Genomic DNA, 21,164 nt, shown 5'->3' with positions numbered 1-21,164 from the left:
CGACCGTCGGCGACGGAGGGAGGGCGAGGATGACCGCGGACTCCCTCGCCCGCCTGTCGATCTCGTACACCGACGACTTCCCGGTGCGGGGCGCCGCCATCTCGACCATCGGCTCCTCCTTCGGGGGCGAGACCGTCTCGGCGACCGACGACGTCGCCGCTCGGCTCGACGAGATCCAGCTCGACCTCGGCGAGGGACCCTGCTGGGAGGCCTCCCGCCGCAGGACCCCGGTGCTCGTCGTCGACGTCCGGGCCGAGGCCGACCGCTGGCCGCTGTTCTCGGCGGAGGCGGGTCGGCTGCCACTGGCCTCGGTCTACGCCTTCCCGCTGCGCATCGCCGGGCTCGACGTGGGAGTGGTGGACCTCTACAACGTCCGCGCCGCCCCCCTCTCGACGGCGGACATCGAGCGCATCCGCTCCCGATCTCCCGGAACGGCCCTGCGCGTCGTCGCCCAGGTGCTCACCGACGACGCGGGCGAGGCGAGCGCCAACGTGCACTCGCGGCGGCTCGTCCACCAGGCGACGGGCATGATCCTCGCCCGTCACGGCATCACTGCCGACGAGTCGCTCCTCCTGCTCCGGGCCCACGCGTTCGCCCAGGGCCGCCCGGTCTCGGAGGTCGCCGAGGAGATCGTCGACCGCCGCACCGGCTTCCCCCCTCCTCCCCTCGAAATCTAGGATCGACAGCATGGCGGCCCGCACACGGGAGCACGACCTCATCGAGACGTTCGTGACTCTCTCCGACACCCTCGTCGACGACTACGACACGGTCGAACTGCTCCAGACCCTCGTCGACCGCAGCGTCTCGCTGTTCGACGCGGCCTCCGCGGGCATCGTCCTGCGCGATGCGAACGGGGTCGCCGAGGTCCTCGCGTCGACGGACGAGGACTCGCGGCTGATCGGGCTCCTCCAGCTCCGCGAGGAGGCCGGGCCCTGCCTCGAGTGCCTCACCACGGGCGAGGCGATCATCGTCGCCGACATCGAGGACGTGCGAGCGGCGTGGGGGCCCTTCCGCGATCGGGCCCTCGAGCTGGGGCTGCGCTCCGTTCACTGCGTGCCCATGCGGCTGCGGAACGAATGCATCGGCTCGCTGAACCTGTTCCGCACGGAGACGGGGACGCTGCCCGACGAGGACGTCGCCGTCGTGCAGGCGTTCGCCGACGTCGCCACGATCGGGATCCTGCACCAGCGCGCGCTCGTCGAGAGCGACACCGTGCGCAGCCAGCTCCAGCACGCTCTGAACAGCCGGGTGCTGATCGAGCAGGCCAAGGGAGCCGTCGCCTACGCCCGCGAGATCCCGCCCGACGAGGCGTTCCAGCTCCTGCGGCGGCACGCCCGCTCGCACTCGACCGCGCTCACCGTCGTCGCGGGCCGGGTCGTGGCGGGCGAGCTGCGCCTGTAGGCGGGCGCCGACCGCACCGAACGACCGGCGGTTCAGGCCGCGGTCGTCTCCGAGACAGCCTCCCGAGCCTCCGGGCGCGCGCCCAGTGCGCGAGCGAAGGCGAGGGCGTCGCGCGCCGAGAGGTCGGGCAGGTACGCGCGGGCGAGGGCGGTCCCGATCTGCGGGAGGCGCAGCGCGTCGGGGTACGCGAGCCAGAGGCCTTCGTAGCGGGGGTGGAACTTCGCCTTGAAGCGGAACAGCGACGTGAATCCGTACGCCGGTTCGAGAGTCCGCGCGAGGAACTCGAGCAGCCGCGAGAGCACGGTCGGCTCCGGCGGCTCCTCGCCGTCCGCGACCGGAGCGGTCGCGAGCGGCGCACCCGAGAGCGAGACGAACTCGGCACCGTCCTCCTTCGCCCGCAGGGCCGCCGAGGCGATCAGGAACTCCATGATCCCCGGCATCGCATCGTCCGAGCGGCGCATGAAGTCGAGGGTCCAGCCGACGACGGCGCCCTCGCGGCGCACCGGCAGCCAGCTGGTGACGCCCTGCAGGACGCCGTCGGGGCCGACGGCGAGCAGGAGGGCGACCTCGGGATCGCGCGCCTCGTCGAGACCGCCCAGCGTGAAGCCCATCTCGGGCAGCGCCTTCTCGGCGACCCAGCGCTCCGAGAGGTCGACGACGCTGTTCGCGGTGGCGAGCGACAGCTCCGGCCAGGTGGTCCACTCGGCCCGGATGCCGAGCTTCAGACCGCGATTGAGCGGGTAGCGCACCTTCTGCCACTGCTTGCCCGTGAGCTCGAAGCCGGCGAGGTCGATCACGGTCTCCTCGCCGACCGAGACCGCGGACCAGCCGAGGGCGCCGAGCACGGGCAGCAGCTCGTCGTGCACGCTGTAGAAGACGGGCGACCAGCCGTGCTCGTCGCAGTGACGGAGGAAGCCGTCGACCACCTCGCGGCGGCACCCGGGAGCGCAGGCAGGATCGGACAGGGCGATCGCCACCCCTCCCACGACGCGGTAGGCCACGCCGCCCTCGCCGTCCGGAGCGATCCAGTGCTCGTTGCCCTGCCACGTGCCCTGATGACCCAGGCTGCCGGCACCGTGCCGGGCCAGGATCCCGCGGTACCGCGCCTCGTCGCCGTGCAGCCGCTCTGCGTCCGTCGCCCGCAGCAGCGCCAGGACGGCGATGATCACCACGAGCCAGAACACCGGTCCGACCCACTCGAAGACGAACCGCGCGAGCGGCTCCCGGGGCACGGCGATCCGTCCGGCTCCGCCCAGGAAGACCACGGGGACGAAGCGCAGCAGGCCGTCCACCACGAGCCGGGCCGTGCCGACCGCCGGCTCGAAGCTCGACCGCGCGGCGAAGGCGAGGGCCAGGCAGCCGCCCAGCCCGACGGCGAAGGACGCGGCGACGACGCGCCGCCAGCGTCGGGCGGCCGCGCGCGGGGCGCGGATCCGGAAGTGGCGCCGCCCGCCGATGAGCAGCGCCATCACCGCGAGCGGCACCAGAACGGTCGTCGCCACCCAGAGCAGGTACTCGGTGTAGTGCGCGAACTCGGGGTGCCGTGCCGCCCGCTGGAGCGAGAGGACGTCGAGCACGACGATGGCGCCGTTCACCCCGAGGGCGAGGACGAGCCCGAGGCGCCGCCCGGACCGCAGGCCTCCGGCGGCCACGAGCAGCAGGACCATCGGCACGAAGGCGAGCAGGATCGCTCCGGGCTCGGCGAGGCTGAGCCGGACGTGGTGCGTGCAGTGCCGCGCGAGGCGGGTGCACGGGTCCTCGAGGTCACCCGTCCCGGTGAACGCGTTCTGGAGCAGTCGGCCGAGGAACGAGAAGGGACCGTACCCGGAGTCGGAGAGCACGGCCACCAGCGGTCCCAGAGCGGTGACCGCCACGATCACGGCGAGGAGGCCCCGCGACTCGCGGTGCGAGCTGGGTGCGATCCGGCGGGGGCGCAGCCCTGCGACTCCGCCCGACAGGACGGCGCCGAGCACGAGACCCGCGAGCCCGGCGAGCAGGCGGTGGACGTCCGCGGAGTCGCCGGCGTAGAGCACGAACATCAACACGACGGCGAAGGTCGTCACCCGCAGTCTGCGGCGCCACAGCGCACCCGTGACGGCCGTGGAGGCCATCAGCGCGCCGACCGCCCCGATCAGAGGATCGAAGGTGAGGTCGCCGAGGGTGTCGCTCGCCCACCACTCGCCTGCCGCGGCTCCCACGACCTGCAGGAGCGACCCGGTCGTCACTCCGATCGCGCCCGTGACGACGAACGAGAGCGCGGTGCGCAGCGGCCCGAGGCGCCGTTCGGCGATCACGAGCACCAGGAGCACCAGGACCGCGTCGAGGACGAGCTGCAGCGGATCCGAGGCGATGAGCAGAGCCGTCACCGCCGTCCAGGGGCGCCCGGCGAGGGTCGTGCCCGGTCCCGCGGCCCACGTCTGCCCGGTGAGCGCCGAGGCGGGGCCCGCCGTCGTTCCGGCGAGGGTGCTCGCGACCAGGAGGAGGGACACGACCGCCACGGCGACGGGCGAGCGGCGCGCCCCCGCGATCACGGAGCGGGCGGCGGCGGAGGCGCGCGGAGGGATCCACGACGGCACGATGGGACTCCCGGTTCGAGAACGGTGCGGTCGTCGCTCCAGCGGCGTCCGGCGTCAGCATAATGACACCCCGCCGCGCGTCGGCCGCGAGTGGCATGCGGTACCGTCGCGGGATGAGCGCTCAGGACTCCTCCCCCTCCGTCGTGATCTCCACCCCCGGTCTCGGCGATCGCGAGATCGCCGCTGTGACCGCTGTCGTCACCGCCCTCGCCGCTCAGGCGGCCGACGTGCCGGAGGAATCGGCCGAGCTCGTGAGCGGCTGGAACGACCGCTCGAACGCCGTCCGCGCGCCGCTGCACCCTGGCCCCGGAGCCTGGCGCTCGTTCTCCGGCTGAGCCCCACCGGGCAGCTGTCGCCCGTCCAGGGGGACGCCTTCCGCAGGAGCCTCGAATTTGTACCCCGATTAGTCCCCTAAAGTGACGACTATCTGGGGGCGTCCGGACTGAGCATGATTATCCGTGTTAGGTGTTCACTCCTCGGAGAGAGCATCGCCAATCACTCGCCGACCAGGGTAACGAGGCGGGTGTTTTGGGGGCGAGTGAGGGCGATATTCGGGTTATTGCCCTCACTCGGGGTTTGACGGCGGGCTGGGCCCCCTCTTCGGAGGAGTGGACAGCCCGCCGCACTCTTTTAACCGGTCCGTTCCGGTGCCCCGGTGCGGCACGGTTCCGCGATCGGGTCGGGCGGGGAGCGACGTCCGGCGGGCCCCGTCGACGGCGGCGCACCTCCGAGACCCCCGAGGCCGGAAGGCTACGCGCCGCGCCCGTCGCGGCGGATCTCGACCCAGGCGTCGACCTCGTCCGCGGAGTCGTCGGAGCCCAGCGCGCCGGCACTGCCGTCGTCCGCCGTCCGCAGACCGACCACCGTCACGGCCGACGGCGAGTCGGCGGAGGCGGTCCGCACGACGATGCGGTCCACGCCGTCGCGGATCCCTCCGAGCGCCTGGGCGAGCTCGCTCAGCACGCGATCGCTCTCCTCCTCCGAGGTGTGGTCGAGCCCGCCGTCGTCGAGCACCGAGACGGTCACTCCCCGTCGACGCGCGTCGAGGACCAACCGGCGGACCCGGTCGTCCAGCAGCCGCCGTCCCCGGATCTCGTCGCGCACGGACGCCTCGAGGAGACGGCACTCGCGGCGCTCCTCGTCCGACAGCCCCGAGCCGCCCGTGGCGATGCGGCGGAGCATCTCGGAGGCGATGGCGCGGGTCTGGTCCAGGCGCACCTCGCGCTCGGAGAGGTGCGCCTCCTCCGCCGCCCGCCACGACGTCGCCGCGCGTTCGGCCGCCTCGAGGACGCGCGCCTCCGAGCCGGCCCGGCCGAGCTCGATGATGAGCAGCTGCGCGATCCCGACCCAGGCGAGACCGCCGATGACGCCGAGCGTCGCGAGGGCGATCGGGCCGGCCCACACCACGGTGTGGACGGCGAGGAAGAGCATGCCCGCCCAGGCGAAGGCGGGGCGGCTGCGCGCGCAGACGATGGTCATGAGCGTGCCGACAGCCGCGATGTACCACGTGGAGTACCCGTTCGACGCGGTGGGGTCCTGCGTCGGTGCGACCAGGAGCGGGAGGGCGATCGCGACCGCCGTCATGCCGGCGGCGAGCGCCGACTCCATCCGGGTCGTCGATCCCGGCCACAGGGCGAGGACGGTCGCCGCGACGTAGACGGCGACCGCGACCAGGTCGAAGACGCTCGCGGGCGAGTTCCGGAACGAGAAGAAGGCGAGGACGACGTGGTAGAGCGAGAAGCCGGCGCCGAGCGCGTAGAGCAGCGGTCGCGGGTAGGCGATCACGAGCGCGCTCCCGACCGGACCGCCTGCGCGGCCGCGGTCCAGGCGATGCTGACCCGCGTGCCCCGCCCCGGACTCGACTCGACCCCGGCCTCTCCGTCGACGTTGTGCACTCGCTCGAGGATCGAGAGGCGGATCCCGAGGCGCTCGCGCGGCACCTCGGACACCTGGAAGCCCCGTCCGTCGTCCTCGACCACGACCGCGACCGCATCCCCGCCGAGCAGCCCGGTGACGCTCCGGCGCACCCGATCGCTCGGGCCCGCGTGCTGGACGCTGTTCGTGAGCGCCTGCCAGACCGCGCCGAGCACGGCCTCTGCGACGGCGCGCGGGACCGCGTCGGTCCTCCCGTCGGCACCGTCGGCGATCCGCACGTCGTTCACCGCCGAGAACGTGGAGGCGGCGTGCGCGAGCTGACGCTCGACCAGTTCGAGGGGCACCGCTCCCTCCGCCACCTCCGACTCCTTCTCGGGCAGCAGGACCGCCAGCGTCCGCCGCGCCATGGAGGCGACGAGCGAGCGCTCGGCCGGCGACTCCGCGGTGGCCGCGGCGAGCAGAGTGGCCAGCACGTTGTCGTGCACGAGAGCGTCGACCTCGATCCGCTCGACCTCGCCCGCGTGCTGGCGCATGGCGGCCTCGTACTGCTCCATCGCGGTCGTCTGGGCCCGGTCGACCTCGTCGGCCGACTGACGCAGCACCGTGATGAGGACCATCATGACGAAGCCCACGATGCCGACGTAGAAGGCGTCGAGCACCGCGCGGGTCGGCTCCGCCGCGCCACCGGCGGGGAGCACGCGCAGGACGCCGAAGAGGACGGGGGTGAGGACCGCATACACGATGACGACGCGAAGCGGAGCGACCACGGTGCAGAAGGCGGTCCCGATCGTCAGCAGGTAGTAGACCCAGGGCGTGTCCGCCGCGACGCCCGGCTGGACCGCGAGCGGCCAGGTCAGGAGCGCGATCAGGAGGCCGCCGGCGGCGAGCACGGCGGTGACCCTGGTGCCGCGCCCCAGCACGGCGGTGACGACCGACGCCGCCATCGCACCGAAGACGAGCACGAGCACCGGCCACGCGACCGCGGGCACGAGGTCCGGCAGCTGGTTCAGGATCGGCGGGATCGTCTGCAGGGCGAAGCCGAAGCCGAAGAACGAGACGACCGTGCCGATGATGCGGTCGATGCGCGTCCGGTTGGCGTGCGCGCGGGCGGGAGCGACCTCAGCGGCCGGCATCGCCGTCGTCCGGATCGATGCCGGGCAGGATCCCGTCCTCCACTGCGCGACGCAGGAGGTCGACCTTGGTGGGCGCCGGCCGGCCGATCTCGACGTACTTGTCCCGGATCCGGTCGAGGTACTCCTTGGCCGTCGACACCGAGATCTGCAGCCGGTCGGCGACGAGCTTCAACGGCAGACCGGAGGCGTACAGGTGCAGCACATCGCGCTCGCGGCGACCCAGCACGGCCCGGGCGAAGTCGTCGTCGGCGTCGATCGCCGACGCCCACTCGAGGTTGTTCAGCACCTCGCCCCGGGCGACCGTGCGGATCGCGGCGACGACCGTCGACATCGGGGAGGACTTCGGGATCACGCCGGCGGCACCGGCGGCGAGCGCCTCCCGCACCGCGACGACCCGGTCGGCGATGCTGTGCACGAGGACGGCCGATCCGCGGACCTGGCCCCACTTCACGTTGGCGGTGATGCTCGATCCGTCGTTCAGCGAGAGATCCAGGACCAGGACCTCGATCTCGGCGCCGCCGACCACCTGCTCGAGCGCTCGGACCGTCTCTGCGGCGGCGACCACGTGCATCCCCGCGGCATCGATCGCGGCGGCGACTCCGAGGCGCACCGACTCGTGGTCGTCGACGATGGCCACGCGCACGCGCGGATCCTCGGCGGGCTCAGCGTTCATCCGTCCACTCCATCGGGGATCATCGTAGCGAGGGCGGGGTCAGCCGGAACGGCGGGAGAGGCGGGCGACGGCCTCGACGTGCGAGGTGTTCGGGAAGAGGTCGAAGCCGTCCAGCCGCTCCAGCTCGTACCCGCCGGCGGTGAGCGCTCCGACGTCGCGCGCGAGGGCGACCGGGTCGCAGGCGACGTAGACCAGCTGCGCCGGCGCGAGCTCGACCAGCGCATCGGTGACCGCGCGGCCCGCACCGGAGCGCGGCGGATCGAGGACGACGGTCGCCGAGCGCCAGCGCTCCCGCTCGCGGGCGTCCGCCTGGGCGATCGCGTCGCGGAGGTAGCGGTCGACCCGCGCGGTGACGGCGCGGGCGCCGACCTGGTCGGACAGGTTCTCGAGCGCGTGCTCGGTGGCCCGGGAGTCGCTCTCGACGCTCGTCACGCGGACGCCGGCGCCGAGACGGTCGGCGAGCGCGGCCGCGAGCAGGCCGACTCCGCCGTAGAGGTCGTGGTTCGCGGCCCGCGGATCGCTCAGCTCGACGTCGAGGGCCGACTGCACGGCGTCGAACAGCGCCGCGGCGGCGCCGCGGTGCACCTGCCAGAAGCCGGCGCGGTCGACGCGGAAGGTGCGGTCGGCGACGAACTCGGTGACGACGGTCCGATCGCGGCGCGCGCGCTTGTCGGAGGGGTCGTGCACGAGGACGGCCGCGCCGTCGGAGCCTGCCGCATCGACGAGGTCGACCACGGAGCCGGGTGCGAGCCGATCGGCGAGGGGCGCGGCCGCGGAGGAGGCCGCGGTCGCGAGCGGCAGGCTCTCCACCGTGACGACGTGGTGGCTGCGCGAGGCGTAGGGGCCGACCCTGCCCTCGTCGTCCACGTGCAGGCGGTTCCTCGTGCGCCAGCCCAGACCCCGCGTGCCGTCGTCACCGGCGATCGCCGACACCTCGACGCTCACCTCGCGGCGGGCGAAGCGGGAGAAGGCGTCCTCGAGGACCGCCCGCTTGAGGGCGCGCTGGTGCTCCAGCGCCGCGTGCCCGAACTCGGCTCCGCCGACGCGCTCCTCCGGTCGGCGCTCGATGGCGGCCTCCGGCCAGACGTGGGGCACCCGGTGCGGCGAGGCCTCGAGCACCTCGAGGGCGTCGGCGCGCCAGAAGCTGTCGTGGCGGACCTCGCTGATGCGGGCGCGCACCCGCTCCCCGGGGAGCACGTCGGGGACGAAGACGACGCGGCCCTCGTGGCGGGCGACGAACACGCCGCCGTGGGCCACGTTGCTAATCTCGAGCTCGACCTGCGTCCCGAGTGCGCCGTCGTCCTCGGAGGGACGGGAGGGTGTGCGGGACGCGGACTTCGACATCCATCGAGCATCCCACAGCGGGGGCCCGGCCGCAGGGAGCACGCATGCGCCTCTACCTCGCCTCCACCTCCCCCGCGCGCCTGGCGCTGCTGCGGGCCTCGGGCATCGAGCCGGTGGTCGTGCCCTCGGAGGTCGACGAGCCCGCGGCCGTCGCCCGCGCCGAGGAGGAGGCGGGTGCGCCGCTCGACGCCGACGGGACCGTCGCCCTGCTCGCACGGGCGAAGGCCCGTGCCGTCCTCGGACCGCGGATCGACGGGCTGGTGCTGGGCGGCGACTCCGCCTTCGTGCTCGACGGCGTGGTGCACGGCAAGCCGCACGAGCCGGAGCGGGCGCGGGAGCGCTGGCGGGCCCAGCGCGGCAGGGAGGGGCGCCTCCACTCGGGTCACTGGCTGATCGACCACCGCGGCGGGCGGGTCCGCGCCGAGACCGGGGCGGTCACCTCCGCGGCCGTCCACTTCGCCGCCGACATCGAGGACGACGAGATCGACGCCTACATCGCCACGGGAGAGCCGCTCGAGGTGGCCGGAGCGTTCACCATCGACGGACGCGGAGCCGGGTTCATCTCCCGGATCGAGGGCGACCCCTCGACCGTCGTCGGCATGTCCGTGCCGACCCTCCGCTCGCTGGTGCGCGAGCTCGGCGTGCCCTGGACGGCGCTCTGGAACCGCTGAGTCCGCGGGGGTTGTGAGGAACCGACGAAGCCCCCGCTCTTCTTTGTGGTGAGCCGCCACAGGCATCGCCGAGCGGGCCCCTAGGGTGGGGAACCATGTCGCGTATTACGAAGGTGCTCATCGCCAACCGAGGCGAGATCGCCGTCCGAGTCATCCGAGCCGCCCGCGACAGCGGTATCGCGTCGGTCGCCGTCTACGCCGACCAGGACCGCGACGCGGTGCACAGCCGCCTCGCCGACGAGTCGTACGCCCTCGGCGGCACCACCAGCGCCGAGACCTACCTCGTCATCGAGAAGCTCCTCTCGGTCGCCCGCCGCTCCGGCGCCGACGCGGTCCACCCCGGCTACGGCTTCCTCGCCGAGAACGCCGGCTTCGCCCGCGCGGTCATCGACGCCGGGCTCGTCTGGATCGGCCCGAGCCCCGACGCCATCGAGCGCCTCGGCGACAAGGTCTCGGCGCGCCACGTGGCCGAGAAGGTCGGCGCGCCGCTGGCCCCCGGAACCCTGAACCCCGTCTCGGGCGCGGCCGAGGTGCTCGAGTTCGTCGATCAGCACGGTCTGCCCGTCGCCATCAAGGCGGCGTTCGGAGGCGGCGGTCGCGGCCTCAAGGTCGCCCGCGAGCGCGACGAGGTCGAGGAGATGTTCGCCTCCGCCACCCGCGAGGCGGTCGCCGCCTTCGGCCGCGGCGAGTGCTTCGTCGAGAAGTACCTCGACCAGCCCCGGCACGTCGAGACGCAGTGCCTGGCGGACGCCCACGGCAACGTCGTCGTCGTCTCCACCCGCGACTGCTCGCTGCAGCGTCGTCACCAGAAGCTCGTCGAGGAGGCGCCCGCGCCGTTCCTCACGGACGAGCAGAACGCCGAGCTCTACCGCGCGTCCAAGGCGATCCTCCGCGAGGTCGGCTACCAGGGCGCCGGCACCTGCGAGTTCCTCGTGGGCAAGGACGGCACCGTCTCGTTCCTCGAGGTCAACACCCGGCTCCAGGTCGAGCACCCGGTCTCGGAGGAGATCACGGGCATCGACCTCGTCCGCGAGCAGTTCCGCCTCGCCGAGGGCGGTGTCCTCGACTACGACGACCCGGCTCCCCGCGGCCACTCCTTCGAGTTCCGCATCAACGGCGAGGACGCGGGACGCGGCTTCCTGCCCGCCCCCGGCCCCGTGCACGTCTTCAAGGCGCCGGGCGGACCCGGCGTGCGCGTCGACTCCGGCGTCGTCTCGGGCGACGTGATCTCGGGCTCGTTCGACTCGCTGCTCGCCAAGCTGATCGTGACCGGCAGCACCCGCGCGGAGGCGCTGGAGCGCTCGCGCCGCGCCCTCGAGGAGTTCGAGGTCACCGGTCTGCCGACCGTCCTCCCCTTCCACCGCGCGATCGTGCGCGACCCCGCCTTCGCGCCGGAGGGCGACGCCCCGTTCTCGATCTACACGCGCTGGATCGAGACCGAGTTCGACAACACGATCGAGCCGTGGAGCGGTGAGCCGGGAGCGGCCCCGGAGGCTACAGCACGTCAGAGCGTGGTCGTGGAGGTCGACGGGCGCCGCGTCGAGGTGTCGCTGCCGGGCGACCTGATGCGCTCCTCCGGCCCGGTGCGCTCGGCCTCGGCCGCGAGCGCCCCCAAGCGCCGCGGCTCGGGCTCGGTCAGCACCGTGACGGGCGACTCGGTCACCGCGCCGATGCAGGCGACGATCGTGAAGGTGGCCGTCGCCGAGGGCGACAGCGTCGTGGCGGGCGACCTCGTCGTGGTGCTCGAGGCGATGAAGATGGAGCAGCCGCTCACCGCCCACAAGGACGGCGTCGTGACGGGCCTGGCCGCCGAGGCGGGCACGACGGTCTCCGCGGGTCACGTCCTGCTCTCGATCGTCTGACGCGCATCCGCCGCGCGCGGGGCGGGTGACCGCTCCCCGCGCGTCCGTCGTCGGTGGATCTCGATACGCCCGCTCCGCGGGCTACTCGATCAGCAACAGCGGGGGGGGGCGGGCGCCCTCCGCCGAGATCGGTGTCGTCAGCCCCGGATGAGAGCCTCGGGCGACGGCTGGGCGCGCCCGGCTGTCGTTCTGCATCGCTGACGTCCGAACGTCGAGAACCCTCCTCCGCTCTGCTCACTGCGCATCCGATCCGGAACCACGAGCCGACAGTGACCGGATCGCCGACCCGCACGAGCGCGCGAGTGAGAATCGCGTGCCAGCGATTCGAAGCAGCGCGACGCGACCCGCTCTGCAGAACGCCCCACCCGCTCAGCCGACCGCGCTGAGCCGCACAGGGGGCGGCTCAGAAAAAGGCAGCAGATCGCGTGCCAGCGATTCGAGACAGCGCGACGCGACCCGCTCTGCGAAACGCACCACCCACGCAGCCGACCGCGCCGAGCCGCGCAGGGAGCGGCTCGGAAAGAGGACCGCACATCGTGAGCTAGCGCTCATCGTGAGCGAGCTCACGATGAGCGCTAGCTCACGATGTGCATGGCACGCGCCGCATCCGAGATCGAGCCGGTGAGGCTCGGGTACACGGTGAAGGCGCGGGCGACCTGGTCGACGGTCAGCCGGTGCTCGACGGCGAGCGCGAGGGGGAAGATCAGCTCGCTCGCCTTCGGGGCGACGATGACGCCTCCGATGACGGTGCCGGAGCCGGTGCGGGCGAAGAGCTTCACGAAGCCGTCGCGGATGCCCATCATCTTCGCTCGCGGGTTCGCGGCGAGCGGGAGCTTGTAGATCTCGCCCTGCGCGATGCCCTCCTCGATCTCGCGCTGGCTCCAGCCGACCGTCGCGATCTCGGGCTGGGTGAAGATGTTCGCGGCGACGTTGCGCACCTCGGTGGGGTTCACGGCGTCGCCCATGGCGTGGAACACGCCCGTGCGTCCCTGCATGGCCGCGACGGAGGCGAGCGGGAGGAAGGTCGTGCAGTCGCCTGCCGCGTAGATCGACGGGACGCTGGTGCGCGCGACGCGGTTCACGCGGATGTGGCCGGACTCCGTCAGCTGGACGCCCGCCTCCTCGAGGCCGATGCCGGCCGTGTTCGGCACGGAGCCGACGGCCATCAGGCAGTGCGAGCCCTCCACGACGCGGCCGTCGGAGAGCACGGCGCGGACGCCCTTCTCGGTCCGCTCGACGCGGTCGGCGCGGGACTTGGAGAGCACGGTCATGCCGTTGCGCTTGAAGACGTTCTCGATGACGGCGGCCGCGTCGGCGTCCTCCCCCGGCAGCACCTGGTCGCGGGACGAGATCAGGGTGACCTTCGCGCCCAGAGCGCGGTACGCGGAGGCGAACTCGGCGCCGGTCACCCCGGAGCCGACGACGATCAGGTGCTCGGGAACGGTCTTGAGGTTGTAGAGCTGCGTCCAGCTCATGATCCGCTCGCCGTCGGGGGCAGCGGTGGGCAGGACGCGCGGGCTCGCCCCGACCGAGACGACGATGGTGTCGGCCTCGATGCGGTCGAAGTCCATGCCCTCCTCGCCGGGCGCGGTCGAGACGATGAGGGCGTTCGAGCCGTCCAGTCGGCCGTCGCCCGAGACGATGCGCACGCCGTGGTGCACGAGGTTCGCGCGCATGTCCTCGGACTGCTGGCGCGCGAGACCGAGCAGGCGCTTGTTGACGGTGGCGAGGTTCACCGCCACCTCGGGGCGGACCGGCTTGTTCGTCTGCTCGGAGCGGGTGAAGAACTGCACGCCGAGATCGGCGGCCTCGCCGATCGCGTTGGTCGCCTCGGCGGTCGCGATCAGCGACTTCGACGGGACGACGTCGGTGATGACGGCCGAGCCGCCCACTCCGACGCGCTCGACGAGCGTGACCTCTGCGCCCAGCTGCGCGCCGGCGATGGCGGCTTCGTAGCCTCCGGGTCCCCCTCCGAGTACGGCGATCCTCTGCGTGCGCTCGAACTCGTAAGCCATGGCTCCCATTGTCCTCCGTCGCTGGGAGTTCACCCAATCGGCGTGGCGCCCGGCTCGGCGCCTTCCGCGCTCGGACCTTCCCGCGGGCCGTGGATAGGGTGGGGGAATGGCCGACCAGACCCCGAATCCGCTCGATTCCGCCGACGCCGATCCTTTCGCGATCGCCCGCGACGCCGCCGCTCAGATCGCCGAGGCGACGGGTGTCGAGAAGCACGACATCGCCCTCACGCTCGGCAGCGGATGGGGCAAGGCCGCCGATCTCATCGGCGAGACGACCGCCACCGTCGACGCGACCGAGATCCTCGGCTTCTCGAAGCCGGCGGTGCACGGCCACGGAGGCACGCTCCGCTCCGTCCTGCTGCCCACCGGCAAGCGCGCGCTCATCATCGGCGCCCGCACCCACTACTACGAGGGCTACGGAGTGCGCCGCGTCGCCCACAGTGTGCGGACGGCGGCCGCGACCGGCGCCTCGGTGATGATCCTCACCAACGGCGCGGGCGGCATCAAGGAGCACTGGACGCCGGGGACCCCGGTGCTCATCAGCGACCACATCAACCTCACCGCCGGCTCGCCCCTGGAGGGCGCGACCTTCGTCGACCTCACCGACCTCTACTCCTCCCGGCTGCGCGCTCTCGCCCGGGGGACGCGCGCCGAACTCGACGAGGGCGTCTACGTCCAGTTCCGCGGTCCGCACTACGAGACGCCCGCCGAAGTGCAGATGGCACGGATCATGGGCGGCCACATCGTCGGCATGTCGACGGCTCTCGAGGCCATCGCCGCACGCGAGGCGGGCATGGAGGTGCTCGGCATGTCGCTGATCACCAACCTCGCCGCCGGCATCCAGAAGACGGCTCTGAGCCACGAGGAGGTCCTCGAGGCGGGTCGGAACGCCGAGGACGATCTCGCCGGGCTGCTCGCGGGCATCACGGGGACCCTGTGAGCGCCGGGATCCGCTCCCTCGCCGAGGACTGGCTCGCCCAGGACCCCGACGCCGAGACCCGCGAGGAGCTCGTGCGCCTGCTGGTCGCCGACGAGGCCGGCGACGCCGAGGCGTCCGCCGAGCTCGAGGACCGTTTCGGCTCGCGCCTCGCGTTCGGCACCGCTGGCCTGCGGGGTGCGATCGCCGCCGGCTCCAACCGGATGAACCGCGTGCTGGTGTCGCAGGCCGCCGTCGGCCTCGCCGAGCACCTCCTGGCGCGCGGCACCGTGCGTCCCGTCGTCGTCATCGGCTACGACGGGCGGAAGAACTCCCGGATCTTCGCCGAGGACTCCGCCGCACTGATGGCCGGAGCGGGCGTCGACGCGGTGCTCCTGCCGCGCCTGCTGCCCACCCCGGTGCTCGCCTTCGCTGTGCGCCACCTGCGGGCGGACGCCGGCGTGATGGTCACCGCGAGCCACAACCCGCCTCAGGACAACGGCTACAAGGTGTACCTCGGGGGTGCGGACGACGGCTCGCAGATCGTGCCGCCGGTCGACGGCGAGATCGCCGAGAGGATCCTCGACGTGGCGCGGACCCGGCGTGTGACGGACCTGCCGCGCGGCGAGTACCGGACGGCCGACGAGAGCGTCGTGACCGCCTACATCGACGCCACGGCCGGGGTCGGGCGTCAGAGCACGCCGCTGCGCGTCGTCTACACGGCGATGCACGGGGTCGGCTGGGAGACCGCGCACCGCGTGCTGTCGGCCGCGGACTTCGACGAGCCGCTGGTCGTGGTGGAGCAGATCGATCCCGATCCCGCGTTCCCCACGGTCGCGTTCCCGAACCCGGAGGAGGAGGGGGCTCTGGATCTCGCCTTCGCCACTGCACGCACGGGACGAGCCGATCTGATCGTGGCGAACGACCCCGACGCCGACCGGTTCGCCGCCGCGATCCCGGACGAGAGCGCTCCGGAGGGCTTCCGTCGCCTGACCGGCAACGAGGTCGGCTCGCTGCTCGGCTGGCGGGCGGCGGAGCGGGCCCGCGCCGAGGGCCGGGTGAGAGGGGCGCTCGCCTGCTCGATCGTCTCCTCCCCCGCGCTGGGCGCGGTGGCGGCCGACTACGGGCTCGCGTTCGTCGAGACCCTGACCGGCTTCAAGTGGATCTCGCGCGTGCCGGACCTCGTGTTCGGCTACGAGGAGGCGCTCGGCTACCTCGTGAATCCGGCGACCGTGCGGGACAAGGACGGCATCTCGGCGGCGCTCGCGTTCCTCGATCTCGCCAGCTCCCTCGCTGCGGAAGGGCGGACGATCGCCGACGAGCTCGAGTCGTTCGCCGAGCGCTTCGGGCTCTTCGGCTCGGAGCAGATCTCGCTGCGGGTCACCGACCTGTCCGAGATCGGTCGGATCATGGCGGCGGTGCGTGCCGCTCCCCCGACTTCGATCGGCGGCCTCCCGGTGCAGCGGGCCGAGGACCTGCTCGCGGTCGAGGACGGTGTGCCGCCGACGGACGCGCTCCGCTTCACCCTCGAGGGCGCGCGCCTCATCGCCCGCCCGAGCGGCACCGAGCCCAAGGTCAAGCTGTACCTCGACGCGTGGTCCTCGGACCCCGACGCCTCGGTCCGCCGCTCCGAGGTCTCCACCCGCCTGTCCGCCCTCCGCACCGGCGCCGAGTCCCTCCTCCGCTGACCCGCCCACGCCTCCCCCGAGCTGCCACTTCGGTACGCCTGCCTCGGTGCGCCCCGTACCGAAGTGGCATCTCGCAGCGCACAAGCGTCGGCGCCGCCCTCGAGCAACGCGAGCGCTTCCCGACCCGACAGGGGCGCCGGAGCACCACTAGACGTCTGGATGACCGGATCGCCGCCCCGCAGGGAGCGCGCGATCCGGAATCGCGTGCCAGCGATTCAGGACAGCGCGACGCGACCCGCTCCACGGAACGCACCACAAGCACAGCCCGACCGCGCTGAGCCGCACAGGGGGCGGCTCAGGAATCAGCACAGCGGATCAGCCGAGCGCCCGCTCGATCTTCTCGGTGATCTCGGCCTGGTCGAGGTAGTTGTCGATCACGACGACCTCGGCGAAAGTCCGTCCGATGCGGTCGACGAGCTCGCCGGAGGTCAGGATGACCTGCGCGTCGGCAGCGAGGGCGTCGACCGAGGCGATGTCGGAGGCGACGACCTCGGCCTCGAGGTCGAGCGCTTCGAGGGCGCGCTCGGCGCCGAGCTTGAGGATGGCGGAGGTGCCGATTCCGGCGCCGCAGAGGGTGACGATCTTCATGAGCTTCTTCCGTGGTGCGGGGTGGCGTCCGTGAGGACGGCGTTGACGCCGCCGACCGTGCGCGCGGCGGCAAGTGCGCCGATCGCGTCGGGGCGGCTGAGGACGTCGGCGAGGCCGGCGACGAACCCGACGTGGCCGTGGGCCTGGGTGGCGGCGATGCCGATGACGACGGAGACCGGGTCGTTGGTGCTGTGCCCGAAGGCGACGGGCTCGGCGAGCGTGACGACGGAGAGTCCGTCGCTGTGCACGTCGTTGCCGGGGCGGGCGTGCGCGAGCGCGAGTCCCGGGGCGATGACGATGTAGGGCCCGAGGACGTCGATCTGCTCGACCATGCGGCGCGAGTAGGCCGGATCGACGGCGCCGCTGCGCTCGAGCGCGCGACCGGCCTCGAGGACCGCCTCCCGCCAGCTGGCGGCGGGGTGCCGGAGTGCGATCGCGTCGTCGGCGAGGGCGTCGAGGGGCACGGTCAGGCCGCTTCGAAGCCGGCGGTGATCGTCTCGACCAGCTCGCGGCGCTCGTCCAGCGGGAGGAAGCTCGCCTCCGCGGCGTTGATCTGGAACACCTCGAAGTCGTCGAGGTCGTAGCCGAACGCGTCCGACAGCAGCGCGAGCTCACGGCTGAGGGTCGTCCCGCTCATCAGGCGGTTGTCGGTGTTGACGGTCACCCGGAAGCCCAGCTGATAGAGCAGGTCGAACGGGTGGTCGACGAGCTCGGTGCCCCAGGCCGCGACGGCGCCGGTCTGCAGGTTCGACGACGGGCTGAGCTCGAGGGCGATCCTGCGGTCCTTGACCCACTCGGACAGCTCGCCGAGGGTCACGTAGCTCGCGTCGTCGTCCTGGCGCTCGATCGCGATGTCCTCGGCGAGCCGCACTCCGTGGCCGAGGCGGAGGGCCCGGCCGTCGAGGAGGGCGGAGCGGATGCTGTCGAGACCGTCGGCCTCGCCCGCATGGACCGTCGTCGGGAAGTGCGCGGCCGCGAGGAGCTCGAAGGCCGGCCGGTGGAGGGAGGCGGGGAAGCCCGCCTCAGCGCCGGCGATGTCGAAGCCGAGGGCCCCGCGCTCGCGGTGGCGGAGGGCGAGCTCGGCGATCTCGAGCGAACGGTCGGTGTGGCGCATCGCCGTGATCAGCTGGCCCACCCGCAGGCGCGAGCCCCGAGCGGCGGCCTCCTGGACGCCCTGCTGCAGTCCCTCCTGCACGGCCTCGACCGCGGCGTCGAGCGTGAGCCCCGAGCGCAGGTGCTGCTCGGGCGCCCAGCGGACCTCGCCGTGCACGACTCCGTCAGCGGCGAGATCGAGCACGAACTCGCGCGCGACGCGCTCGAGTGCGGGCGCGGTCTGCATCACCGAGACCGTCGTCTCGAAGGTGGCGATGTAGTCGGTCAGCGATCCGGAGTCGGCGGTGGTCGTGATCCAGCGGCGCAGCGCCTCGGGCTCGTCGGCCGGAACGGCGACGCCGGCGGAGGCGGCGAGCTCGAGGATCGTCTCGGGACGGAGCCCCCCGTCGAGGTGGTCGTGCAGCGAGACCTTCGGCAGCTCGTCGATGAGGATGCCCTCGCCCGGGAGGAGGTACTCCTCGATGGTGTCGGTCACGGTGCTCCTCGGGGTCGGGCGACGGTTCGCGGACCACCCTACTGCCGAGGGCCGACGCCGTGACGGGAGCACTCCCCACCCCGCGGAGACGGCACGGATCCGCGCCTGGGGAGGAGCCGCGTAGGGTGCGGGGATGAGCGGACGACGGATCATCCTGGACTGCGACCCCGGCCACGACGACGCGCTGGCGATCCTCCTCGCCCACGGCAGCCCCGCGATCGAGCTGGTCGCGATCACCACGGTGGCGGGCAATCAGACGCTGGAGAAGGTGACCGCCAACGCTCGCGCGGTCGCCGCGATCGCCGGACTGACCGGCGTCCCGATCGCCGCGGGGATGCAGCGCCCCCTCGTGCGCGACGCCGAGCCCGCGCCGGACATCCACGGCGAGAGCGGCATGGACGGTCCGGCGCTCCCGGAGCGGCGCCCCGCGCTCGATCCCCGCCACGCGGTCGACCTGATCATCGAGGAGGTCCTGGCAGCACCCCCGGGCTCGATCACACTCGTGCCGACCGGACCGCTGACCAACATCGCGATGGCGGTCCGGCGCGAGCCGCGACTCGCGGAGCTCGTCCGGGAGGTCGTCCTCATGGGCGGAGGGGTGCAGGGCGGCAACTGGACAGCGACCGCGGAGTTCAACATCCTCGCCGACCCCGAGGCGGCCCACATCGTCTTCGGCGCCGGCTGGGACGTGACCATGGTCGGCCTCGACGTCACGCACCGGGCACTCGCGACGGAGGACGTCGTCGCCCGGTTCCGCGGCGTCGACTCCGAGGTCGGCCGCTTCTGCGTCGGGCTCCTCGACTTCTTCGCGGCGAGCTACCGCGACGCGCAGGGCTTCGACGCGCCCCCGGTGCACGATCCGGTCGCGGTGGCGTACGTCATCGACCCGTCGGTCCTGGAGGTGCGCCGCGCCCCGCTCACGGTGGAGCTGCGCGGCGAGCACACCGTCGGCATGACGGTCGCCGATCTGCGCACCACCGCTCCGGCCGGCTGCCGGACCTCCGTGGCGACGGCGATCGACTCCGACCGCTTCTGGGATCTGGTGATCGGCGCGGTCGCCCGCCTCTGACGCCTCAGGCGATGCGCTCCGCCACGAGCGGTCCGCCGTCGAGGACGGCCTCGCCCTCGTCGCCGATGCGGTAGGCGCCCTCGAGCGCGGCGAGAGCACGCTCGAACCGCGCGGGCTCATCGGCCGAGAGGGTGAGCAGCGGCTCCCCCGCGCGCACCGGGTCGCCCGGCTTGGCGTGCAGGTCGATGCCCGCCGCGTGCTGCACGGCGTCCTGCTGGCGGGCGCGGCCCGCTCCGAGGCGCCAGGCCGCGATGCCGAACGGCAGCGCCCGCTGCTCCACCAGCACTCCGTCGCGCTCCGCGCGGACGACGTGGGTCTCGCGGGCGACGGGCAGCGCGGCCGTCGGATCGCCGCCCTGGGCGCGGATCACCGCGTTCCAGGTGTCCATCGCCGCGCCGCCGTCGAGCGCCCGCTCGACATCGGCGTCCGGCAGTCCCGCCAGCGCGAGCATCTCGCGGGCGAGGGCGAGCGTGAGCTCCCGCACATCGGCGGGGCCGCCGCCGGCGAGGACCTCGACCGACTCCCGGACCTCGTTGGCGTTGCCGATGGCGAGCCCGAGCGGCACGTTCATGTTCGTGAGCAGGGCCGTGGTGCGCACCCCCGCGTCGTTCCCGAGGTCGACCATGGCGCGCGCCAGCTCGCGCGAGCGCTCGATGTCGACCATGAAGGCGCCGGAGCCGAACTTGACGTCGAGCACCAGCGCATCGGTCCCCTCCGCGATCTTCTTCGACATGATCGACGAGGCGATCAGCGGGATCGCCTCCACCGTCCCCGTGATATCGCGCAGGGCGTAGAGCTTCTTGTCGGCCGGCGCGAGTCCCGAGCCGGCGGCGCAGACCACTCCGCCGACAGTGCGCAGCTGCTCGAACATCTCGTCGTTGCCCAGCTCGGCGCGCCAGCCGGGGATCGACTCCAGCTTGTCGAGGGTCCCGCCGGTGTGGCCGAGTCCTCGACCGGACAGCTGCGGCACCGCGACGCCGAACGACGCGACGAGCGGCATCAGGGGCAGCGTGATCTTGTCGCCGACTCCCCCGGTCGAGTGCTTGTCGACCGTCCTCTTGCCCAGCCCGTCGAAGTGCATCCGCTCGCCGCTCGCGATCATCGCCAGAGTCAGGTCGCGGATCTCGTCCCGCCCCATCCCGTTCAGCAGGACGGCCATCGCGAAGGCGGCCATCTGCTCGTCGGCGACGTAGCCGCGGGTGTACGCGTCGATCAGCCAGTCGATCTGCGCGGTCGACAGGGAGCCCCTGTCGCGCTTGGTGCGGATGATGTCGACGGCGTCGAAGGCCTCGACGGGAGTGGAGCCGGTCATGGCGGTGCTCGATTCGTGTGCGGGGCGGGCGGGGGCGGTGGCGCCGCTACTCCCCCGCGTAGGCCTGGAGGGTGCGGGGGCCGAACGCGTCGGGGATGACCTCGTCGATGCTCCGCAGTCCCGAGACGGTCTCGAGGACCATCCCCTCCGCGGAGTGCTCGAACAGGAGCTGACGGCAGCGGCCGCAGGGCATGAGCGTCGCACCGTTGCCGTCGACGCACGTGAAGGCGACGAGCTTGCCGCCGCCGGTCATGTGCAGGGACGAGACCAGCGCGCACTCGGCGCAGAGGCCGATGCCGTACGAGGCGTTCTCGACGTTGCAGCCGGAGACGATCCGGCCGTCGTCGACGAGGGCCGCCGCTCCGACCGGGAAGTTCGAGTACGGGGCGTAGGCGCGGCCCATGGCGTCGTTCGCGGCGGCGCGCAGCGCCTCCCAGTCGATGTCGGTCACGG

19 protein-coding genes are annotated in these 21,164 nt (G+C 72.8%); 8 read left to right on the top strand and 11 right to left on the bottom strand.

Annotation, left to right across the window (positions count from 1 at the left end; all coding sequences use genetic code 11):
* Positions 1–29: 29 nt before the first annotated feature.
* Together IOC53_RS02920 and IOC53_RS02915 are read left to right on the top strand one after the other, a co-directional pair.
* Positions 30–677: a GAF and ANTAR domain-containing protein gene (locus IOC53_RS02920; RefSeq protein ID WP_207402887.1), complete on the top strand. Its 648-nt coding sequence runs from the start codon at positions 30–32 to the stop codon at positions 675–677.
* Positions 678–687: 10 nt separating this feature from the next.
* On the top strand, positions 688–1,401 hold the full coding sequence (locus IOC53_RS02915; RefSeq protein ID WP_207402886.1) for a GAF and ANTAR domain-containing protein: 714 nt from the start codon (positions 688–690) through the stop codon (positions 1,399–1,401).
* 32 nt (positions 1,402–1,433) lie between these two features.
* Here IOC53_RS02915 and IOC53_RS02910 read toward each other — a convergent pair whose 3' ends face one another.
* Complete coding sequence (locus IOC53_RS02910) at positions 1,434–3,977, bottom strand: bifunctional lysylphosphatidylglycerol flippase/synthetase MprF (protein ID WP_207402885.1); 2,544 nt, start codon at positions 3,975–3,977, stop codon at positions 1,434–1,436.
* A gap of 113 nt (positions 3,978–4,090) precedes the next feature.
* On the opposite strand from IOC53_RS02910, the gene IOC53_RS02905 reads away from it, so the two are divergent.
* On the top strand, positions 4,091–4,312 hold the full coding sequence (locus IOC53_RS02905; RefSeq protein WP_207402884.1) for an acyl-CoA carboxylase subunit epsilon: 222 nt from the start codon (positions 4,091–4,093) through the stop codon (positions 4,310–4,312).
* 415 nt (positions 4,313–4,727) lie between these two features.
* Here IOC53_RS02905 and IOC53_RS02900 read toward each other — a convergent pair whose 3' ends face one another.
* The 4 genes from IOC53_RS02900 to IOC53_RS02885 are packed head-to-tail and all read right to left on the bottom strand — an operon-like array spanning position 4,728 to position 9,002.
* Positions 4,728–5,762, bottom strand: a complete 1,035-nt coding sequence (locus tag IOC53_RS02900) for a hypothetical protein (protein ID WP_207402883.1) — start codon at positions 5,760–5,762, stop codon at positions 4,728–4,730.
* Positions 5,759–6,985 carry a sensor histidine kinase gene (locus IOC53_RS02895; RefSeq protein WP_207402882.1) on the bottom strand — a complete coding sequence of 409 codons (1,227 nt, stop codon included), beginning with the start codon at positions 6,983–6,985 and terminating at the stop codon, positions 5,759–5,761. Before IOC53_RS02895 ends, IOC53_RS02900 begins: the two co-directional genes overlap by 4 nt.
* Positions 6,972–7,658, bottom strand: a complete 687-nt coding sequence (locus tag IOC53_RS02890) for a response regulator transcription factor (protein WP_207402881.1) — start codon at positions 7,656–7,658, stop codon at positions 6,972–6,974. Before IOC53_RS02890 ends, IOC53_RS02895 begins: the two co-directional genes overlap by 14 nt.
* A gap of 39 nt (positions 7,659–7,697) precedes the next feature.
* On the bottom strand, positions 7,698–9,002 hold the full coding sequence (locus IOC53_RS02885) for a class I SAM-dependent RNA methyltransferase (protein ID WP_207402880.1): 1,305 nt from the start codon (positions 9,000–9,002) through the stop codon (positions 7,698–7,700).
* Positions 9,003–9,046: 44 nt separating this feature from the next.
* Here IOC53_RS02885 and IOC53_RS02880 point away from each other — a divergent pair, with 44 nt between their 5' ends.
* Together IOC53_RS02880 and IOC53_RS02875 are read left to right on the top strand one after the other, a co-directional pair.
* The gene (locus IOC53_RS02880; protein WP_207402879.1) at positions 9,047–9,673 is read left to right on the top strand and encodes a nucleoside triphosphate pyrophosphatase; all 627 of its coding nucleotides are present in this window, start codon (positions 9,047–9,049) and stop codon (positions 9,671–9,673) included.
* Between the two features lie 95 nt (positions 9,674–9,768).
* Entirely contained in the window at positions 9,769–11,535 is a 1,767-nt protein-coding gene (locus IOC53_RS02875; RefSeq protein ID WP_207402878.1) for a biotin carboxylase N-terminal domain-containing protein, read from the top strand.
* 575 nt (positions 11,536–12,110) lie between these two features.
* Here IOC53_RS02875 and IOC53_RS02870 read toward each other — a convergent pair.
* Complete coding sequence (locus tag IOC53_RS02870; protein ID WP_207402877.1) at positions 12,111–13,550, bottom strand: NAD(P)H-quinone dehydrogenase; 1,440 nt, start codon at positions 13,548–13,550, stop codon at positions 12,111–12,113.
* 106 nt (positions 13,551–13,656) lie between these two features.
* Here IOC53_RS02870 and IOC53_RS02865 point away from each other — a divergent pair, with 106 nt between their 5' ends.
* A complete protein-coding gene (locus IOC53_RS02865; RefSeq protein ID WP_207402876.1) occupies positions 13,657–14,490 on the top strand; it encodes a purine-nucleoside phosphorylase in 834 nt (277 codons plus the stop codon).
* Complete coding sequence (locus tag IOC53_RS02860; RefSeq protein ID WP_207402875.1) at positions 14,487–16,154, top strand: phospho-sugar mutase; 1,668 nt, start codon at positions 14,487–14,489, stop codon at positions 16,152–16,154. The genes IOC53_RS02865 and IOC53_RS02860 overlap by 4 nt, the downstream gene beginning before the upstream one ends.
* A 315-nt stretch (positions 16,155–16,469) precedes the next feature.
* On the opposite strand, the gene IOC53_RS02855 is transcribed toward IOC53_RS02860, so the two are convergent.
* From IOC53_RS02855 to IOC53_RS02845, 3 genes are read right to left on the bottom strand one after another with little or no spacing between them, the layout of a single operon-like run.
* Positions 16,470–16,742, bottom strand: coding sequence for a PTS sugar transporter subunit IIB (locus IOC53_RS02855; protein ID WP_207402874.1), 273 nt, complete (start codon positions 16,740–16,742; stop codon positions 16,470–16,472).
* Positions 16,739–17,206 (bottom strand): PTS sugar transporter subunit IIA, encoded by a 468-nt coding sequence (locus IOC53_RS02850; protein WP_207402873.1) that lies wholly within the window; start codon positions 17,204–17,206, stop codon positions 16,739–16,741. Before IOC53_RS02850 ends, IOC53_RS02855 begins: the two co-directional genes overlap by 4 nt.
* Positions 17,207–17,208: 2 nt before the next feature.
* Entirely contained in the window at positions 17,209–18,330 is a 1,122-nt protein-coding gene (locus IOC53_RS02845) for an adenosine deaminase (RefSeq protein ID WP_307786044.1), read from the bottom strand.
* Between the two features lie 133 nt (positions 18,331–18,463).
* Here IOC53_RS02845 and IOC53_RS02840 point away from each other — a divergent pair, with 133 nt between their 5' ends.
* Positions 18,464–19,399 carry a nucleoside hydrolase gene (locus tag IOC53_RS02840; protein WP_207402871.1) on the top strand — a complete coding sequence of 312 codons (936 nt, stop codon included), beginning with the start codon at positions 18,464–18,466 and terminating at the stop codon, positions 19,397–19,399.
* Between the two features lie 4 nt (positions 19,400–19,403).
* Here IOC53_RS02840 and IOC53_RS02835 read toward each other — a convergent pair whose 3' ends face one another.
* Entirely contained in the window at positions 19,404–20,711 is a 1,308-nt protein-coding gene (locus tag IOC53_RS02835; protein WP_207402870.1) for a thymidine phosphorylase, read from the bottom strand.
* Between the two features lie 46 nt (positions 20,712–20,757).
* Positions 20,758–21,162 carry a cytidine deaminase gene (locus IOC53_RS02830; RefSeq protein ID WP_207402869.1) on the bottom strand — a complete coding sequence of 135 codons (405 nt, stop codon included), beginning with the start codon at positions 21,160–21,162 and terminating at the stop codon, positions 20,758–20,760.
* Positions 21,163–21,164: the final 2 nt, after the last annotated feature.

The organism is Rathayibacter sp. SD072, assembly GCF_017355185.1.
In the GTDB taxonomy this organism is placed as follows: Bacteria; Actinomycetota; Actinomycetes; order Actinomycetales; family Microbacteriaceae; genus Rathayibacter.
This window is presented reverse-complemented; position numbering and strand designations above follow the sequence as displayed.

What these genes read in the sequence shown, in the direction of transcription:
- IOC53_RS02920 (WP_207402887.1), top strand. Translation starts at nt 30, where the DNA reads ATGACCGCGGACTCCCTCGCCCGCCTGTCGATCTCGTACACCGACGAC.
- IOC53_RS02915 (WP_207402886.1), top strand. Translation starts at nt 688, where the DNA reads ATGGCGGCCCGCACACGGGAGCACGACCTCATCGAGACGTTCGTGACT.
- IOC53_RS02905 (WP_207402884.1), top strand. Translation starts at nt 4,091, where the DNA reads ATGAGCGCTCAGGACTCCTCCCCCTCCGTCGTGATCTCCACCCCCGGT.
- IOC53_RS02895 (WP_207402882.1), bottom strand. Translation starts at nt 6,985, where the DNA reads ATGCCGGCCGCTGAGGTCGCTCCCGCCCGCGCGCACGCCAACCGGACG.
- IOC53_RS02890 (WP_207402881.1), bottom strand. Translation starts at nt 7,658, where the DNA reads ATGAACGCTGAGCCCGCCGAGGATCCGCGCGTGCGCGTGGCCATCGTC.
- IOC53_RS02885 (WP_207402880.1), bottom strand. Translation starts at nt 9,002, where the DNA reads ATGTCGAAGTCCGCGTCCCGCACACCCTCCCGTCCCTCCGAGGACGAC.
- IOC53_RS02880 (WP_207402879.1), top strand. Translation starts at nt 9,047, where the DNA reads ATGCGCCTCTACCTCGCCTCCACCTCCCCCGCGCGCCTGGCGCTGCTG.
- IOC53_RS02875 (WP_207402878.1), top strand. Translation starts at nt 9,769, where the DNA reads ATGTCGCGTATTACGAAGGTGCTCATCGCCAACCGAGGCGAGATCGCC.
- IOC53_RS02870 (WP_207402877.1), bottom strand. Translation starts at nt 13,550, where the DNA reads ATGGCTTACGAGTTCGAGCGCACGCAGAGGATCGCCGTACTCGGAGGG.
- IOC53_RS02865 (WP_207402876.1), top strand. Translation starts at nt 13,657, where the DNA reads ATGGCCGACCAGACCCCGAATCCGCTCGATTCCGCCGACGCCGATCCT.
- IOC53_RS02855 (WP_207402874.1), bottom strand. Translation starts at nt 16,742, where the DNA reads ATGAAGATCGTCACCCTCTGCGGCGCCGGAATCGGCACCTCCGCCATC.
- IOC53_RS02840 (WP_207402871.1), top strand. Translation starts at nt 18,464, where the DNA reads ATGAGCGGACGACGGATCATCCTGGACTGCGACCCCGGCCACGACGAC.
- IOC53_RS02835 (WP_207402870.1), bottom strand. Translation starts at nt 20,711, where the DNA reads ATGACCGGCTCCACTCCCGTCGAGGCCTTCGACGCCGTCGACATCATC.